The following is a 16,430-nucleotide window of genomic DNA, read 5'->3' on the forward strand; positions in this document are numbered from 1 at the left end:
TCCCCCTAGCCGATCCGGCCTATTTCGTTTGCTGCTTTTTCCATCGTTCGATCATAGGCTTGAAGTACTTTTTGATTCGCTTCAAACGCACGGTATGCCGTCAGCATCTCCGTCATCGTCGATTCGGTGTTCACATTGGAACGCTCTACAAATCCTTGCTGCAGGTTGTAGACAATATTAGCGTTTCCAATCGCACTAGCCGCGTTGCCATCCAGTCTAAAGAGCCCTGATCCTTCTTTTACAAGATTGTTCGGGTTGGCCACATAGGCAATATCGATCTGACCGGCAACCCCGCCATTATCTATTACTGTGCCATCTTTATTCACCGTAAAGTTATCGCTTCTCACCGTGATCGGGTTTCCATTAGATCCAAGTACATAGTGTCCTTCAGGTGTTACTAAACTACCTTCAGCATCCACTGAAAAATGACCGTTTCTTGTAAAACGCTCTTCGCCATTAACGTTTAAGCGGAAAAACAAACCTCCGGGCGCACCAGTCTCAGGATCAATAGGCACTTGCCCTTGTAAAAGAGCAACATCTGTTTTGATCCCTGTTTCACGAAGGTCACCTTGCATGAAGTTCGGTGTGGTCTCTTGAACATAGACTCCCGTCGCAAGTGTGCCTGGTCCAATCGGGTAGTTGTTTGGAACGGACTTGCCGTTAATGTTTGTGTCCCCCATATGTTGCAGCAGCATCGTAGGAAACGTGCGGAGACTCGCATTGTCCGCTTTATATCCAGGTGTATTGGCATTTGCCATATTATTCGTTAAAATTTCTTGTTTGCGCTGCTGTGCCAGCATACCAGCTGCAGCATTATAAAAGCCTCTTAACACGGAGTATTCCTCCTGTAATTGTAATCTGGACACAAAATGTCTCATCGTACATATCGACAGTTTTTTACATTCCTTTATACCATTCTGCGAAAAATGACGGATTCCTTTTTAAAATGAGGAATTTGTACCAGGTGAACTTGAAATGATACTTTATGTTGGTGGCTCCAGTTTTGTCGAAAAGCCTTTAAATGAATTTGAAGGATCATAAATAATTTTGAAGGACCATAAAAATTGGTGAAGGCTCATAAATTTTTTTGAAGGACCATAAAATTTTTCTAAGGCTCATAAATGATTAATGAGGTACTTGTTACATACTTTTTGTCACATAAATAAAAAAACGCCACCCATTGAGGTGACGTTTTACAGCTTAAAAGATTTTTCGTTTTGCAATTTTATCCATATGTTCAAGCATAAGGCCTGTTCCGTTCGCCACCGCTCTCATCGGCTCTTCCGCGATCAAGACAGGTACCTTTAGCTCATCTGCAAATAGCCTGTCTATCCCGTGAAGCAGTGCTCCTCCGCCAGTGAGCATGATGCCTCTGTCGATGATGTCTGCTGATAGCTCAGGAGGAGTTTTCTCCAGCACGCTTTTCGCCGCTTGAACGATGACCATAACTGGCTCCATCAACGCTTTTTGAATTTCACCAGAGTACACAGTAATCGTACGCGGCAAACCGGAAACCATGTCACGTCCGCGGATCTCAAGTTCTTCTTCACGCGCTCCAGAGTAGACTGTTGCGACATTAAGCTTAATATTCTCAGCCGTACGCTCGCCGATCAACAGCTTGTACTCTTTCTTTATGTACTGAAGGATCTCGGCATCGAACTTGTCCCCAGCCATTTTAATAGAAGAGGAGGTGACAATATCACCCATGCTCAAGACCGCAATGTCAGTTGTGCCACCACCGATGTCAACAACCATATTGCCGCTTGGCTGGAAGATATCCATCCCCGCCCCGATTGCAGCCACTTTCGGCTCTTCTTCAAGAAACGTTTGCTTTGCTCCGCATTTTTGCGCAGCTTCTTTAATGGCTTTTTGCTCAACGGACGTAATGTTCGTTGGGGTACAGATCAAGATTCGAGGTTTCGCAAACACGCCCTTCACTTTGATTTTATTAATAAAGTGTTTCAGCATTTGCTCCGTTACTTCAAAGTCAGCGATTACGCCATCTTTTAGCGGACGAATGGCCACGATGTTTCCTGGTGTACGCCCTACCATACGGCGAGCTTCCTCACCGACAGCAAGAGCTTTTCCAGTATTCGTGTCGATCGCAACAACGGATGGCTCATCAAGCACAATTCCTTTTCCTTTTACATAGATCAATACATTAGCGGTACCAAGGTCAATTCCAACGTCCCTTGAAAACATGTTTTATCCTCCCTGTTAAACAATCCATACGATATAATGACATTTTTAGTAAAAAATCGAAGTTCTATCCAATTAATCATTATATCACATGTTTGTCGAACAAGGTTAAAAATTGTCAAAAAATAATTTGGGACATTTCAGAAAAGAACGAGGTACATAATGTTCAGGTGTCAATTGATTTTCCTACTTATTGAACAACTTCCTCTGCGCCCTTTTTGTATTTTACGCGCGTCGCTTCCCCACCCCTCAAGTGGCGGATGGACTTGTGGTATTCGAGGATTTCTTTTACGTTATTTGCAAGATCCGGATTAATTTCAGGCAGTCGCTCGGTGAGGTCTTTATGCACCGTGCTTTTGGAAACCCCGAATTCTTTTGCGATCATGCGGACTGTTTTTCTTGTCTCCACGATATACCGTCCTATCTTGATGGTTCGCTCTTTGATGTAATCGTGCACACCACTCGCCTCCCTAAAATGGATGTGAGAGATGCGATTGAGACTTCTATGAACAAGCTACGTGACAAGTTTTGTTGTCATCTTCGGCTTATAAGTATTGCTTCCATTCCCCTTTTTCCACCGCAGCCATAGTACGATTTCTCACCGCTCACCCTCAATTGAATTATTGTAGGTTTTGTAACATCTTATTAACCAAGTTTTCGTTATATGCCTAAATCTCAACTGGGACAAGGGGAAATGTCCAATTTTGTGAAAAAACCTACATCATCCCTTGAAAAATTAAACATATTAATTTTAGCTCCTAACAGATGGACTAGCTTTGTGAGGATCTATTGATGGTCACCGCTTCTTTTACGGTACGTGTTCTTTTTTCTGTTACACGATTGCTCATAGAACTGTGACTTTCGCTCATAGAACTTTGACTTTTGCTCATAGACTCATCATTTTCGCTCATAGAAATCCTCTTTTCACTCATAGACCGCTTCTATTCGCTCATAGAACGTAAAACAAGGGGATTTTTTAGCTTTCTTACCGCTGTTTCTGAAGCAGAAACGTCCGTCATCGTACCCCGCTTACTAAATATCATGAGGAAATACGAAAAAAGCTGACTCGATTGAGTCAGCTTCACTACATTTTTATTCGTTTGCACCAGAATCATCTGCAGATGTTGGGTCTGTTTCTGCGGGAGCATCAGTATCTTCTGCTGACTCCGTTGATGATTCTTTTTCACGATTTTGGTCTTTGCCATCTTTGTCGTATTGGCCGTCTTTCGTGTCTTTGCTGCCTTTATCATCGGCTTTTGGTGCCGCAGGCTTCTTCTCTTCTGCTTTCTTTTCCTCAACGGCTTTCTTCTCTTCTGCTTTCTTCATCTCTTTACGAGAGTCTTCAACAGCGCTTGCAAGCTGAGCTACAGATTGATCCCAAGCCATTACTGGGTCCACTGCTTCTCCGTCTTTACGAACTTCGAAGTGGGCGTGGATCTTAGCATCTTTATCGTATGCATTTTCGCCAGCTTGTCCTAAAACTGCACCTTGTTTCACTTGGTCACCTTGTTTTACTGATACAGAGGCTAATGAAGAATAGTGTGTGACAACACCTTTGTCATGTTCAACTTCTACCACCCAGCCTAGTGCAGGGTCTTTTCCTACTTTTACAACATTACCGCTTAGTGCTGCTGTTACATCAAACGCTTTTCCGTCTTCTGTTGCAAGATCAATACCGCGATTTTGGTAGTAGATATTGTTATAGTATACGAGTGCTGCTTCTTGCTCTTGAGCTGTAGCATCTTGACTAAAGAAATCTTTAATTACTTCAATGGCTTCAGGGTCTGCAACTGGCATTTGGAATCTTTCTTTTGTTAAAGAAACCGGTACTGCTGTTCCATCGTCTTCAAACGCGCTATCCGGAGTATTGTCCTCCACATTTTTCGCATCGTTTTGATACCATAGAACAGATGTTAAAATGACTGCTGCGAAACTAAGATATACTGCAGGATAAACCCAACGTTTTTTCATAGCATTCTTACCTTTCATCGGTACTGTTTTTTTGGTTTGTTTTTCTTCTTCTTTCATTTTTCATCACCTCAGCAACAAGTTTGAACAGAATTCTGAAAATATATACTTTAGCCCGTAAATTTTTTGAAAGTTTTTTTCGACATGCAAAAAAAACCGCACCATGTCTATGACACAATGCGGTTCTTAATAACGAAGGGGTCTGTCCCGGGACAGACCCCTCTTTTACTTTTTAAGGGTGATAAGCTAGGCCTTTATCAGCGATCGGTTTGTAATCGGTGATCTCAATTCCTTTATAATAATAGCTTACGATTTGTTCATAAGATTTGCCTTCCATCGCCATCCCGTTTGCTCCGTACTGACTCATACCAACTCCGTGTCCGTAGCCTTTTGTAGTGATGATGATCTGTTTTCCCTTTTTCTCCATTTGAAAATCGGTCGAGCGGAGTTCCAGCTTCTCTCGTATTTCTTTACCGGTAAATGCTTTTTTCCCTATTGAAATTTTGCCGATCCGTTTTCCGCTCGTCGTTGAGACGATCTTTCCAACTTTACCGTTCTTCGTTATGGAAACACCGAGCTTTTCTTCCACTGTGTCTACGGAAAGGTGAACCGTCTGTAAGTATTTTGGTGATTCTTTATCCCACGGACTTTCAACACTTCGTAAATAAGGGTATTTGTTTTTCCAATAGTCTTCCGAATTGACGGTGAATCCATTGCTCGTTGAAAAGAAGCTAGCTTGAATCGGCTCCCCTTCATACGTTAAAATCTGCCCTTTTGTTTCTGTAACAGCTTTAACGATCTTTGCGAGTTTCTCGTTAAAATTCTCTCCCCAAAGCGTTTGCAGTTCTTCATTTCCTTTATACACCTGATGCATGATCGTGTCTGTTACGACAGCATCTTCCGGCATTCGATCATCTTTTGCCGGGTTTAGCAGCGCTTTAACAATAAACGTTCTGGCGGTTAATGCTTGTGCTTTCAATGCTTCTAGTTCAAACTCTGCGGGCATCTCAGAAGCCACTACCCCCGCAACATACTCTTCTAACGGAATATTCTGGACCGTATCCATAGATGTTCGAAACACCGGGACAACGATATCCGAATGAGGCATTTCCAAAGCTAGCATTCTCTCAGATGGCCGTGCTTTGTTTTCTTCATTCCACTCAGGAGGCGGAGACGAAAATGGTAGCACGAGTATGGTGGGAAGCAAGACGATAATGGTAATAAAAATTACTAGAATCCAGATCAGCGGCTTGATTTTTACATGCACGTTCCCTTGCCCTCCTCTTTTGTTTTCTACCATACAACTTATACAAAAAGAGAAGACTTTAGAACATGAAAACTAGCAATTTTACAATGTGATTATGTTCATTATCAACCTATTACAAGTTTTGTACCGATAGCCGTCTGTTAAAAGGATATGGCGCATAAGTTGTAGGGAGACAGAGGAAAGGGGGAACATCATGGAGCAGTTTCAACCGCCTGTTTTGATCCGGACGCTTACCTATTCTCCGCACAACATAAAGATTTATTACCCGCAGATTGAAGGGCAGATCAATCCACGTATTCAGCAGCAGGTTAATCAGCAGATTATTCAACAAAATCAAGAACTTGCCCATATGCAAAATCCAGAAACTCAGACTGAGATGTATGGAGAGTTTGGTATAAAAACGAACGAAAAGAACATTTTAAGCGTGGCGTTCAGCAATTATGCGTATACGCCCATGCAAGCGCATGGTATGACGTATATCAAATCGCTGACATGGGATCTCACGACTGGCAGAACGTATCGTCTGAAGGATCTCTTTAAACCGGACAGCAACTACGTGCAAGTGTTGAACCACATCATAAAAGAACAGATTAAAGCACTAAAGATTGATACGCTAGAGCCGTTTAAAAGCATCAGGCCCGATCAGGATTTTTATATTGCCGATAAAGCTCTCGTTATCTATTTTCAGCTGTATGAGATCACGGCTTATGTGTATGGTTTTCCGATGTTTTCAATCTCGGTTTTTGATCTGCAGAATATTATCGATGAGAAAGGTCCCCTCGGCAGAATGGCGGTATATGGATTATAGTAAAAAAACAAAAACCCTGATCCTCGTAATAAGAATCAGGGTTTTTACTTGTATTTAGTTCACGCCAACTGCGTCATATGATTTGTTTACCGCGTTTACTTCTGGTGATGCTGCACCATATAAGTCAGCTGCGGATTGAACGAGTGCAGCTCTTGCTTGGCTGAAGTTAGAGGAAGCTGTTAAGTACACTGTGTTGGCTCTGTAATAGATCGCTCCTACTTTGTCGTTGCCAATTGCAGGGACCGTTACACCATAATGCGTTCCACCAACTGCCAGAAGATAGGCTGCCTTGTTGATGATACCGCTATTGATGTGTACGCCTCCGTTGTCCCCAGTTCCTGTGTAACGAACAGAATAGTGGTCAGGATCATTATACTTAGTAGGATCACTCATAGAACGCAGTGCGTCATTTGGCGTGCCTGGCGTGTAGATGTCTTCTCCGATCTCATAATCAGGATTGTTGTTGTGATGATGCTCCACTAGCGTTCCAAAAATATCAGACATTGCTTCGTTCAATGCCCCTGATTCGTTTTGATAGATCAGATCTGAAGTGAAATCTGTTACCGCATGTGTTAACTCATGCGCTACAACATCCAATGCGCCTGATAATGGGATGAATGTCGTTCCGTCACCATCTCCGTATACCATCTGCTGACCGTTCCAGAACGCGTTATTGTAATTACGTCCATAGTGAACAGTAGATTTTAAAGCCGCTCCATTGTTATCGTAAGAGTTGCGGTTAAAGACCGCTTTATAATAATCGTATGTGGCTCCAGCATAATGGTGGGCATCTACTGCTGCTCCGTCATAAGTTGCATGGAACTGATTATCTGTATCCGCCCAAAGGCTGCCAGGAAGTTTTGAACGATTAGCAGCATCATATGTAAATACTCCGCTTCCTCTCGTGTTGTCCTGCAAGTAATATTTACCGCTCGATAAAAGAGTGTTTAAGGATTTTGTATCTCCAAGGACACCCGTTCCCGACCCAACAGCATTCGTCCCCACTAATGAACCGCCGCCTCCAGGAGGTGCTTTCTGTCCGCCGTTCGCTTCATCGAGGTCATTATAAGAATGAAGGATGTCTCCCGTTTTGGCATCTACAAAATAATTATAGTTACCCGGTTCTGGCGATAAGAAATTCAAGTTAACCAGGTAAGCGTATGTGGCTTGATCTCCTTGTGTATACACCACTAAATCTGCAGTTGGTGTTGCTTCATATTCCGGCGTAAACCCTAAGTCTCCGACAGCTGCAGCAACTGCTTTTGAAGCAGGCAGCTTTTTACCGAACCCGAGACCTGGTTTTTCCTGCAGATGAGGAATCACCGTTCCAGAAAACACGATTAGTTCACCGTTATCATTTACATGCGCAACTTGTGTGGATCCCCAAACAGGAACGCCTTTATAGGTTTGCTGAAGTCGAACCATCTGCCGGCCTAATTCATCCTTCGTTACAGATTTCACCGTAAAAGCTTCTTCAGCCTTTTGCGTTCCAAGCTTAAAGGTTTTTGACTCTTTTTGAATATAGGACATCACCACATCCTTAGCTGATTTGCTTGAAGATTCCGTTAATTTACCAGACAAAAAGGATGGTGTCCCTGTTAAACTGTCATACTTTTTTGCAGATAAAACATTAAGTGGTGCTTCAGCTGATGCTTGTCCACCAACCAGCGGACTTACTGCAAGTCCAAGTGTTAAACCCCATGCTGCAATCTTTTTATTCATCCCTACCCAATCCCCTTCACTTATTAAGATTTTTAAGCCAGTGGATTTATAGTAGCATCTTTTCTTTTATTTTCAAACTATTTCAAAAATTTTGATAGATTGGTACTAATCGGTAGGATTCCGGTGAAAAAGAGGGTCTTTTTGACCACTTGATTGCAGTTGGAAATATGAGACCAAAGTCACGAATAAGTAAAAAGTCCTTTATAATGGACCCATTGATAGGCAAACAATAAAAAAGCCATCTTCTTCACGCTTAAAATCAGTGATAAAGATCGCTTTTAGATTTCATTTTATGTATATTTTCACGTTATTCAGCATTTCTCTTACGTTATTTTCAATAATTCCACGTTATTTAGCATTTGTCCTACGTTATTTGCATTTTTTCCACGTTACAGGGAACTTATCGAATTTTCGACAACTACAAACCCTCCCCCTTACTCACCCATCACTCCACCACATGCCAACAAATAAAAAAAGCCGGCGCCTCCGCCAGCTTTGTTCAGCTACTTCATTTTCCTGCCTTTAATGAAATTAAAGATAAAAATAATGAGAGCGATAACGAGCAGGATATGGATAACACCGCCTGCTACTTTAAATACTAAGCCTAATAACCAAAGCACGACTAATATTGCGATTATTGTCCAAAGCATGGGTTCAACTTCCCTTCAAATGATAGTATGTACTGTAGTTTTAGATTTCCCTCGGCAAGCGTTTTATAAACAATTTTCTATACAAAAAAAGAAAAGAACCCTCCAACCAGGGGGTTCTTAATAAATATTAGAATTTAAGCTAAATTACTTTTTAATGATTGCTCTTCTGCAGGTGTCGTTTTCACATCTTCGTTCACACGCTCGATGTCAGCACCTAATGCAGCCAATTTTTCTGTAAAAGCAACATATCCACGATCAATGTGCTTTAACTCCGTAACTCGTGTGTACCCTTCTGCGACAAGCCCAGCAAGTACAAGAGCTGCACCTGCTCGAAGGTCAGTAGAAGCTACTTCAGCACCTTGAAGGTTTACAGGTCCATTGATTACAGATGAACGGCCTTCGATCTTAATATCACCGTTCATGCGGCGGAATTCTTCCACGTGCATAAAGCGGTTCTCAAACACCGTTTCCGTAATAACACTTGTTCCGTTTGCACGAAGCAAGAGAGCCATCATTTGTGACTGCAAGTCAGTCGGGAAACCTGGGTGTGGCATTGTTTTAATATCTACAGGCTTTAATTCACGAGGTCCACGAACACGCAGTCCATGTCCTTCTTCAGAAATTCGAACGCCCATTTCTTCCATTTTTGCGATTAAAGGACGTAAATGTTCAGCAATCGCATTCTCGATCAATACGTCACCTTCTGTAATTGCGGCAGCAACCATATACGTTCCTGCTTCAATACGGTCTGCAATTACAGCATGTTCAGCGCCATAAAGCTCTTCAACACCGATGATACGGATTGTGCCTGTACCTGCACCGATTACAGTTGCTCCCATCGCGTTCAGGTAGTTAGCTAAACAAACGATTTCTGGTTCTTTTGCTGCATTTTCAATAACGGTAGTACCTTCAGCAAGTGTAGCAGCCATCATAAGGTTCTCGGTAGCTCCAACACTTGGGAAGTCTAAATAAATTTTAGCTCCGTGTAAGCGGCCATCTACTTTTGCTTCAATAAAGCCGTTACCAATCTTAACCGTTGCTCCCATCGCTTCAAAACCTTTTAAATGCTGATCGATCGGACGTGATCCAATTGCACATCCTCCAGGAAGTGCGATGCGGGATAGTCCAACACGAGCAAGTAATGGTCCCATAACTAAGAATGAGGCTCTCATTTTACGAACATATTCAAAAGGTGCTTCTGTTTTTAATTCATTCGTAGCGTCCACATGAATTTGCCCATTTTCAAAAGCAACGTCAATATTTAAATAACGTAACACTTCATTAATCGTAAACACATCAGCAAGGGCTGGCACATCTTTAATTGTGCTCTTACCTTGACTCGCTAAAATGGATGCTGCGATGACAGGAAGTACGGCATTCTTAGCTCCTTCAACTCGTACAGAGCCTTCTAACCGCCTACCACCACGGACAATGATTTTTTCCAACGATATTCCCCTCCGCGTCCAATTTGTATATTAATATTCAGACGTAATTATTGGTGTGCCAATTGTGACAGTAGTTTTACTGCCCAATCCTTCAGTTCTTAACGCAACCTGAAGATTCATTTTATGTTGTTGACCAGTATAAATCGCTTGTTCCCACTGCTCATTATATGCAGATAGTGACACAAACGTCTCTTCCCTTAATTCCTCTACAGAAACCGCTGAAAAAGCTTGTACCAGTTCATTTGCTTGCGAATACAAATCAACCACCATTTTATCACCGTATGTACCGGTAACACAAGAGAAAATTTTCGGATTTCCTCCCACTGATTTTTCAATACGGTTCTCTAATAATGGCTCGATCTGTTTTTTCCAGTTTGGATTTGTTTCGACAAGTCCTTCAACCGCATAAATAAAATACGATGCAGATTGGTCTTTGTGGGGGTATGTAATGACGGTAATCTTTTCAGTTACCTTCATATCAGCACGATGATTCAGTCCGGTCATTTTGTGATGTCCTGCCTCATCTTCTGTTACCGCCCAGTTAAATTCAGGATAATTGCGCTTAAGCTCTTCTGCTTTTGTTAAATACCCTAGTCCTTTAGATGTAAAACCTATTTGTCCGCGAAAATACATCGTCCATTTATCTAGTTTCACACCACTGTCAGTTAAAACGTTTATTATATGGGAAACTTCATTAGTTTTATCGTCAGTTTTTGCATATCCGGAAGTAATCATAAGCATAAGCAAAATTGCTGTAATCGCCATTGTCCATTTTTTCATCCCCAGCACATCCTCTCTATTTCTCATTGTTGCCAAAGAAATGAGGGATATCCGTGGAACTTGTAGTCATATTCCGACAATTCCGTTAATCCTTTACGGTAAGGATTCTATCCAAATAATTGGCTTAGATTGGTGGAATACTGTAGATACTTTAAAAAGAAATCACTAGCCAGACTCGCGAGGCTTATGACAAGTAAAATGTAAAGCACTCTTGCCTGCATGACCTTTCCTTTTTTGATCCACGAATCAAAATGAATCGCTTGCATGGCCCACCAAGCAATAACAAGAAATAATAAATGTACGATGATATGTAACAAAGCTTGTTGCCCTATTGGAATCATGAATCAACTTACCCCCTATTACATATTTCGACACCTTTAGCATAATTCTTTCTAATCATTTAAAAAAGATACTTTGTCCCTAGTTTTCTGTTTTGCAAACCCTTACATTAGAAAGTTCGGAAAGTTGTAACGATTTGGGGATGATCATGAGGAAAAACTCATGTGGTTTTTGTCGATTCGAGGATAAATCGCCTTAACATGTGGATTAATCGTCATTTCTTGTGATGAATTCCCGAAATCCCTCTTCAAAAAGAAAAAAACTCTGCAAATTGACCTTGCAGAGCCCCATAATATAGATTTTTCAAATTTATTAATGTGTATGTGTTCCCACTTCCTCTATCCGCATAAAGAATTCATTTATATCAAAGTTTCCATAAAAGAAATCGAGTGCGAGTCCTGGCATTACGCCAAGTATGAGTGTGGAAGCTGCACAAAACGCTAATACGGTTGCCATACCACCTGGAACTGATATCTTTCTGCCTTCATCATCGCGGAAAAACATAACGGCGATGACATTGAAGTAGTACACATACGAGATCAGGGTCGTAAGCATCATCACGGCTGCAAGCCAATAATGAGCGGGCTCGAGGCCAAGAGCTCCCATAAAGATTCCAAATTTCCCGACGAACCCCGCTGTGACCGGGATACCCGCAAGAGATAAGAGGAACAGTGTCATCGGTAAAGCGAGCCAAGGTGAACGCTTAAATAACCCTCTGAACACGCTGATGTCATTCGATCCAGCTTGTGTAGTTAACAGCTGAATAATGGTAAATGCCCCAATATTCATGAACAGATAAGCAAGCAAGTAGAACCAGATCAGCTCGAACAACAGAGAGGAATTCGAAACAAACGGCACTAAAAGATACCCTGCCTGCGCAATCGACGAATACGCGAACATCCGCTTTATGTTGCGCTGCCGTAATGCCGTTACATTACCGATAACCATCGTAACAGCGGCAAGTGCCATCACATAAGGCTGAACTTGTAAAAGCATCACCTCACCATCGATGTTTGGAGCGGCTGGTGCTGAAATAAACGTAATGATAATAAAACGGATCAGGATTACAAACCCAGCTGTTTTGGAAACAACACTCAAGAATGCTGTAACCGGAACAGGAGCTCCTTCATATACATCAGGTGCCCACATATGAAGAGGTGCGGCTGCAATCTTAAACGTCAGACCGACAAACGTGATGAAAAACGCAAACACTAACAAAAATCCATGTTTCAGCAATTCTTCATCTTGCATGTTTTGTACGATCAGAAACAAATTCGTCTCACCCGTCAGACCGAAGACATAACTCATCCCGAACAAGGTAATCGCGGTAGCAATTCCTCCAGAGACTACATATTTAAACGCTGCTTCGTTGCTTCGCTTGTTCCGCCTCTCAAGCCCTGCCATGATATAGGAAGAAAGTGACAGAAGTTCAAGTCCGACAAACAAAGTGATCATATCTGCGCTTGAAGCCATCATCATGGCTCCCAAAAGGGCAGCGAGAAGTAAATAATAAAATTCGCCCCGGTTCTCATCGATCTCTTCCTTTTTATAGCTTGAAGCAAGGACGATAACAAGAAGGGTTCCGAGTAAAAGCAAAATCTTAAAGGCTTTTGAGAAGAAATCCAGTCTGTACGTATCATACAAAATGGACGTTACTTCTTGATCGAGCTGCAGAAAAACCGAAACTAACGCAGCGATTATGCCTGCACCCGCTAGCCAAGCTAACGGTTTTCGGCTCGCTTCCTTCTTCATAAATAGATCCAGCACAGATAACAATGTAGCGACGCCGAGTATGATGAACTCTGGCGCCATAACGCCCCATTTATAGGATAACAACGTATCTAAATCCATAAATTAGCCCCCTAACCCTAGCAGTATGACATCCAATGCGGGACGGAGCATATCACTTAACCAAGCTGGATAGATCCCGATAAACATGATGGCCGCCAGCAAAACAAAGGCCGGAACACGTTCTGCTGAAGTTAAATCCGTATATGTTTCATGCTGTTCTTTTTCCGTACCGAACGTTATAGCTAAAACAGCTCTTAACACATAAACAGCGGTTAAAATAAGTCCCAGTGTACCTACTGCCGCCAAAATCGGCATCTTTTCGAACAATCCTAAAAACGCCATAAACTCACTAATAAAACCGGACATCCCCGGAAGACCTAATGACGCAAGCCCCCCAGCCAGAAGGACACCGGCCAGGATCGGCATTCTTTTCGCCAGTCCGCCAAGGTCATTTAGCTCAGAAGTACCCGCTCGTTCATACAAAGCTCCCACTAAGAAAAACAGTAAGGCAGAGATCAAGCCATGAGACACCACTTGGAAAACGGCTCCTGTTATCCCTGCTTCATTAAGAGCGGCCAGTCCGATGAGCACGATTCCCATATGGGAGACCGAAGAATAAGCGAGTACCCGTTTCACATCGGTTTGGGTGAGGGCAAGAAACGCCCCGTAAAGCAGGTTGATGACTCCGAATAATCCAATCACAAAAGCAAGTGAGCGGAACTCTTCAGGAAACATGCCTGCACCAAAGGTAATTAACCCATATGCTCCAATCTTCAATAAGATGCCTGAGTGGATCATAACGATCGCAGGCGGTGCCTGAACGTGTACAGAGACCATCCATGAATGTAAAGGCACAACAGGGAGCTTAACGGCAAAGGCAATCAACAGGGCAATAAGCATTCCCATCATATAGCCATCGGTAATAAAAACAGCGTTTAGTTCTTCTTGCGGCAGTGAAAACGTTTCTGTCAGCTTTTCAAAGTTCATCGTACCGGTCTTCATAAACATCGAGACGAATGCGATCAATAAAATCGCTGAACCTACTCCGTTATAAATTAAGAAGCTATATGCCGCCTTTTCCCGTTCTACATACCCCCACCGGCCGATCAAGAAAAACATCGGAATCAGCGTGATCTCAAAGAAAATGAAGAACAGAAATAGATTTTGTGCGGCAAAAACACCGAGCATTCCCATTTCAAGCAAGAAAAATAAGATAAAATAACTTTTCCAGTTTTTTTTGATCGAGAACGAAGCTACAGCTGCCAATACGCTTACGACAGCTGTCAACAAAATGAGGACCATCGATAAGCCGTTAACACCTACTTCATAAAAAATCGGATAGCTCACTTCTCCTTTTGACTGAAACACCTCATACGAGATCCAGCGGTACGTTTCTGCAAGCTGCAGCTTGTCACTGGACATATCAAAAGCCGATAGCGTAATAAGTGCTGTCCCTAGCGGAAACAGCGTCCCTAGAATACCGAGCCATTTGATCGATTTTTCATCATGAGAAGGAACGAAAGCAAGAACAAGTACACCGAGCATTGGGGAAAAAATCAAGATTGATAACAGCCACGTACTCATGAAAAATACCCCCCTGATAATGCCGCGATGAGCAATAATAGTACGAGTCCAAAAATTGCAAACGTACCGTACGACTGAACCTGGCCGTTCTGCATCTCGGAGCCAAGTCTGCTGAGAGCTTGAACACCTGATACTACTCCTGCAACCAAGCCTTCAATAACATACTTGTCAAACCACACACCGAGCCAGCTCAATCCCGTCGTGCCTTTTACAACCGTACGGTCATAGCCTTCATCCACGAACCATTTGTTATAGATCACATGACTGAGTCCTGGAAACGTGCGGGTAAGCCAGTCTCGTGAAACGGACCCCTTTTGATAGATCATATAGGCAAGACCAATCCCTAAAAGCGCCACAGCTGTTGCCACAAAAGGAATCCATACTGGGCCATGGTGATCAGCGTGTAATAGCTCGACTGGTCCTTGAGATAAGTAATCCGTTAAAAACGTTCCAAACCATGGTGTGTTCAAGTAACCGGCTACTACTGCGAGTACACCAAGAACGATCATCGGCAAGGTCATTACACTTGGAGATTCGTGAACACCTTTTTGGCTGCCGCGCGGTTTTCCGGTAAAAACAAGAAAGAATAAACGAAACATATAGAACGCTGTCATGAACGCGGCGATAACAGCGATCCAGAACAGACCATATTTTCCGTCCGCATACGTGCTCATCAATATTTCATCTTTGGAGAAAAACCCTGATAATAGCGGGATTCCAGAAATCGCGAGCGCACCGATTAAAAAGAGAGGACCTGTTATGTTCAGCTTTTTCCATAGTCCGCCCATCTCCTCAATGTTTTGCGTATGTACGGCATGAATCACACTTCCCGCTGCCAAAAACAGCAAGGCTTTAAAGAAGGCATGAGTGGTGAGGTGAAATATTCCTGCCACATAGCCAGAAGCACCTAGCGCAAGCATCATGTACCCTAACTGACTGACAGTCGAGTACGCTAACACGCGTTTGATGTCTTTTTGCATCAAGCCGATCGAGGCGGCAAAAATGGCCGTTACCCCTCCCACTACAGCAACAACCGTTAAAGCAGTTTCGGATGCTTGAAAAAGTGGATACATCGCAGCTACTAAATACACACCTGCGGCAACCATTGTCGCAGCATGAATGAGCGCCGAAACAGGTGTCGGCCCTTCCATGGCGTCAGGAAGCCAAGTATGCAAAGGCAGCTGTCCTGATTTACCGATCGCACCTACAAAAATACAAATCGCAGTAAGGGTAAGCATGCTTTGTGAAAGCTCACCATTTTTAATAGCGCTAAAAATTTCGTCATATTCGAAGCTGCCAACCTGCCAAAATAGCAAGACCATCCCAATAAAAAGACCAACATCTCCAATACGCGTCATGACGAAGGCTTTTTTCGCGGCAGCCTTTGCTTCTGGCTTAAAATAGTAGAATCCGATCAATAGAAAAGAACCGAGACCTACCAGCTCCCAAAACATATATAACTGCAATAGATTCGGAGAAAGCACAAGTCCGAGCATTGCAAACGAAAACAATCCTAAATAGGCAAAGAAGACTGAAAATCGTTCATCTCCATGCATGTACCCTTTTGAATAGAGGTGTACAAGCAGGCTTACGAGTGAAACGATAACGAGCATGAGCGCATTAAGAGGATTCACTTCATATCCCATCGTAATGGCTCGTTCTCCTAATTGAAACCAAGTTCCCTCCACCTTAATCCCGTCACCTTGCCAAACAGCGAGCCACGCACCGAATGACAGGACGAATGAAGCGCCTGTTAACAGAACGCCGATCCAGGCAGTGTTTTCATTGCTAGATTTTCTGAATACTACTAAAAGAATGAAGGATAAAAGCGGGAACAACGGTATTAACCAACTCATCTGCAACATCTGATCGTCCAT

General features: G+C 42.8%; 14 protein-coding genes. 1 reads left to right on the forward strand and 13 read right to left on the reverse strand.

Translation table 11 applies throughout. The features are described from left to right. Nucleotides 1-5 precede the first annotated feature (5 nt). The 5 genes from KUV80_RS11605 to spoIID all read right to left on the reverse strand — a co-directional run bounded on the left by KUV80_RS11605 (nucleotide 6) and on the right by spoIID (nucleotide 5,434). On the reverse strand, nucleotides 6-833 hold the full coding sequence (locus KUV80_RS11605) for a flagellar hook-basal body protein (RefSeq protein ID WP_222462863.1): 828 nt from the start codon (nucleotides 831-833) through the stop codon (nucleotides 6-8). 367 nt (nucleotides 834-1,200) lie between these two features. Next, nucleotides 1,201-2,202, reverse strand: coding sequence for a rod shape-determining protein (locus KUV80_RS11610; protein ID WP_222462864.1), 1,002 nt, complete (start codon nucleotides 2,200-2,202; stop codon nucleotides 1,201-1,203). A 187-nt stretch (nucleotides 2,203-2,389) separates the two neighbouring features. Further along, entirely contained in the window at nucleotides 2,390-2,656 is a 267-nt protein-coding gene (spoIIID, locus tag KUV80_RS11615) for a sporulation transcriptional regulator SpoIIID (protein ID WP_026677325.1), read from the reverse strand. A 635-nt stretch (nucleotides 2,657-3,291) separates the two neighbouring features. Continuing rightward, nucleotides 3,292-4,227, reverse strand: coding sequence for a M23 family metallopeptidase (locus KUV80_RS11620; RefSeq protein WP_222462865.1), 936 nt, complete (start codon nucleotides 4,225-4,227; stop codon nucleotides 3,292-3,294). A gap of 172 nt (nucleotides 4,228-4,399) precedes the next feature. Continuing rightward, nucleotides 4,400-5,434: a stage II sporulation protein D gene (gene spoIID, locus KUV80_RS11625; RefSeq protein ID WP_338083491.1), complete on the reverse strand. Its 1,035-nt coding sequence runs from the start codon at nucleotides 5,432-5,434 to the stop codon at nucleotides 4,400-4,402. A gap of 193 nt (nucleotides 5,435-5,627) precedes the next feature. On the opposite strand from spoIID, the gene KUV80_RS11630 reads away from it, so the two are divergent. Further along, the gene (locus tag KUV80_RS11630; protein ID WP_222462867.1) at nucleotides 5,628-6,242 is read left to right on the forward strand and encodes an RsiV family protein; all 615 of its coding nucleotides are present in this window, start codon (nucleotides 5,628-5,630) and stop codon (nucleotides 6,240-6,242) included. A gap of 54 nt (nucleotides 6,243-6,296) precedes the next feature. On the opposite strand, the gene KUV80_RS11635 is transcribed toward KUV80_RS11630, so the two are convergent. From KUV80_RS11635 to nuoL, 8 genes are all read right to left on the reverse strand, one after another. Beyond that, nucleotides 6,297-7,964, reverse strand: coding sequence for a M4 family metallopeptidase (locus tag KUV80_RS11635; protein WP_222462868.1), 1,668 nt, complete (start codon nucleotides 7,962-7,964; stop codon nucleotides 6,297-6,299). A 503-nt stretch (nucleotides 7,965-8,467) separates the two neighbouring features. Further along, complete coding sequence (locus KUV80_RS11640; RefSeq protein ID WP_222462869.1) at nucleotides 8,468-8,614, reverse strand: lmo0937 family membrane protein; 147 nt, start codon at nucleotides 8,612-8,614, stop codon at nucleotides 8,468-8,470. Between the two features lie 134 nt (nucleotides 8,615-8,748). Continuing rightward, a complete protein-coding gene (gene murA, locus KUV80_RS11645) occupies nucleotides 8,749-10,059 on the reverse strand; it encodes a UDP-N-acetylglucosamine 1-carboxyvinyltransferase (protein ID WP_222462870.1) in 1,311 nt (436 codons plus the stop codon). 30 nt (nucleotides 10,060-10,089) lie between these two features. Beyond that, nucleotides 10,090-10,839 (reverse strand): YwmB family TATA-box binding protein, encoded by a 750-nt coding sequence (locus KUV80_RS11650; RefSeq protein ID WP_222462871.1) that lies wholly within the window; start codon nucleotides 10,837-10,839, stop codon nucleotides 10,090-10,092. A gap of 107 nt (nucleotides 10,840-10,946) precedes the next feature. Continuing rightward, nucleotides 10,947-11,180 carry a DUF1146 family protein gene (locus tag KUV80_RS11655; RefSeq protein ID WP_222462872.1) on the reverse strand — a complete coding sequence of 78 codons (234 nt, stop codon included), beginning with the start codon at nucleotides 11,178-11,180 and terminating at the stop codon, nucleotides 10,947-10,949. Nucleotides 11,181-11,490: 310 nt separating this feature from the next. Continuing rightward, complete coding sequence (nuoN, locus tag KUV80_RS11660) at nucleotides 11,491-13,029, reverse strand: NADH-quinone oxidoreductase subunit NuoN (protein ID WP_222462873.1); 1,539 nt, start codon at nucleotides 13,027-13,029, stop codon at nucleotides 11,491-11,493. A 3-nt stretch (nucleotides 13,030-13,032) separates the two neighbouring features. After that, nucleotides 13,033-14,553, reverse strand: coding sequence for a complex I subunit 4 family protein (locus tag KUV80_RS11665; protein WP_222462874.1), 1,521 nt, complete (start codon nucleotides 14,551-14,553; stop codon nucleotides 13,033-13,035). Beyond that, entirely contained in the window at nucleotides 14,550-16,418 is a 1,869-nt protein-coding gene (gene nuoL, locus KUV80_RS11670; protein WP_222463157.1) for an NADH-quinone oxidoreductase subunit L, read from the reverse strand. Before nuoL ends, KUV80_RS11665 begins: the two co-directional genes overlap by 4 nt. Nucleotides 16,419-16,430 lie beyond the last annotated feature (12 nt).

It is taken from the genome of Fictibacillus nanhaiensis, from assembly GCF_019801215.1.
Taxonomy (GTDB): domain Bacteria; phylum Bacillota; class Bacilli; order Bacillales; family Fictibacillaceae; genus Fictibacillus; species Fictibacillus nanhaiensis_C.

What these genes read in the sequence shown, in the direction of transcription:
- KUV80_RS11665 (WP_222462874.1), bottom strand. Translation starts at nt 14,553, where the DNA reads ATGAGTACGTGGCTGTTATCAATCTTGATTTTTTCCCCAATGCTCGGT.
- KUV80_RS11640 (WP_222462869.1), bottom strand. Translation starts at nt 8,614, where the DNA reads ATGCTTTGGACAATAATCGCAATATTAGTCGTGCTTTGGTTATTAGGC.
- KUV80_RS11655 (WP_222462872.1), bottom strand. Translation starts at nt 11,180, where the DNA reads ATGATTCCAATAGGGCAACAAGCTTTGTTACATATCATCGTACATTTA.
- KUV80_RS11620 (WP_222462865.1), bottom strand. Translation starts at nt 4,227, where the DNA reads ATGAAAGAAGAAGAAAAACAAACCAAAAAAACAGTACCGATGAAAGGT.
- nuoL (WP_222463157.1), bottom strand. Translation starts at nt 16,418, where the DNA reads ATGTTGCAGATGAGTTGGTTAATACCGTTGTTCCCGCTTTTATCCTTC.
- nuoN (WP_222462873.1), bottom strand. Translation starts at nt 13,029, where the DNA reads ATGGATTTAGATACGTTGTTATCCTATAAATGGGGCGTTATGGCGCCA.
- KUV80_RS11630 (WP_222462867.1), top strand. Translation starts at nt 5,628, where the DNA reads ATGGAGCAGTTTCAACCGCCTGTTTTGATCCGGACGCTTACCTATTCT.
- KUV80_RS11610 (WP_222462864.1), bottom strand. Translation starts at nt 2,202, where the DNA reads ATGTTTTCAAGGGACGTTGGAATTGACCTTGGTACCGCTAATGTATTG.
- KUV80_RS11650 (WP_222462871.1), bottom strand. Translation starts at nt 10,839, where the DNA reads ATGAAAAAATGGACAATGGCGATTACAGCAATTTTGCTTATGCTTATG.
- KUV80_RS11635 (WP_222462868.1), bottom strand. Translation starts at nt 7,964, where the DNA reads ATGAATAAAAAGATTGCAGCATGGGGTTTAACACTTGGACTTGCAGTA.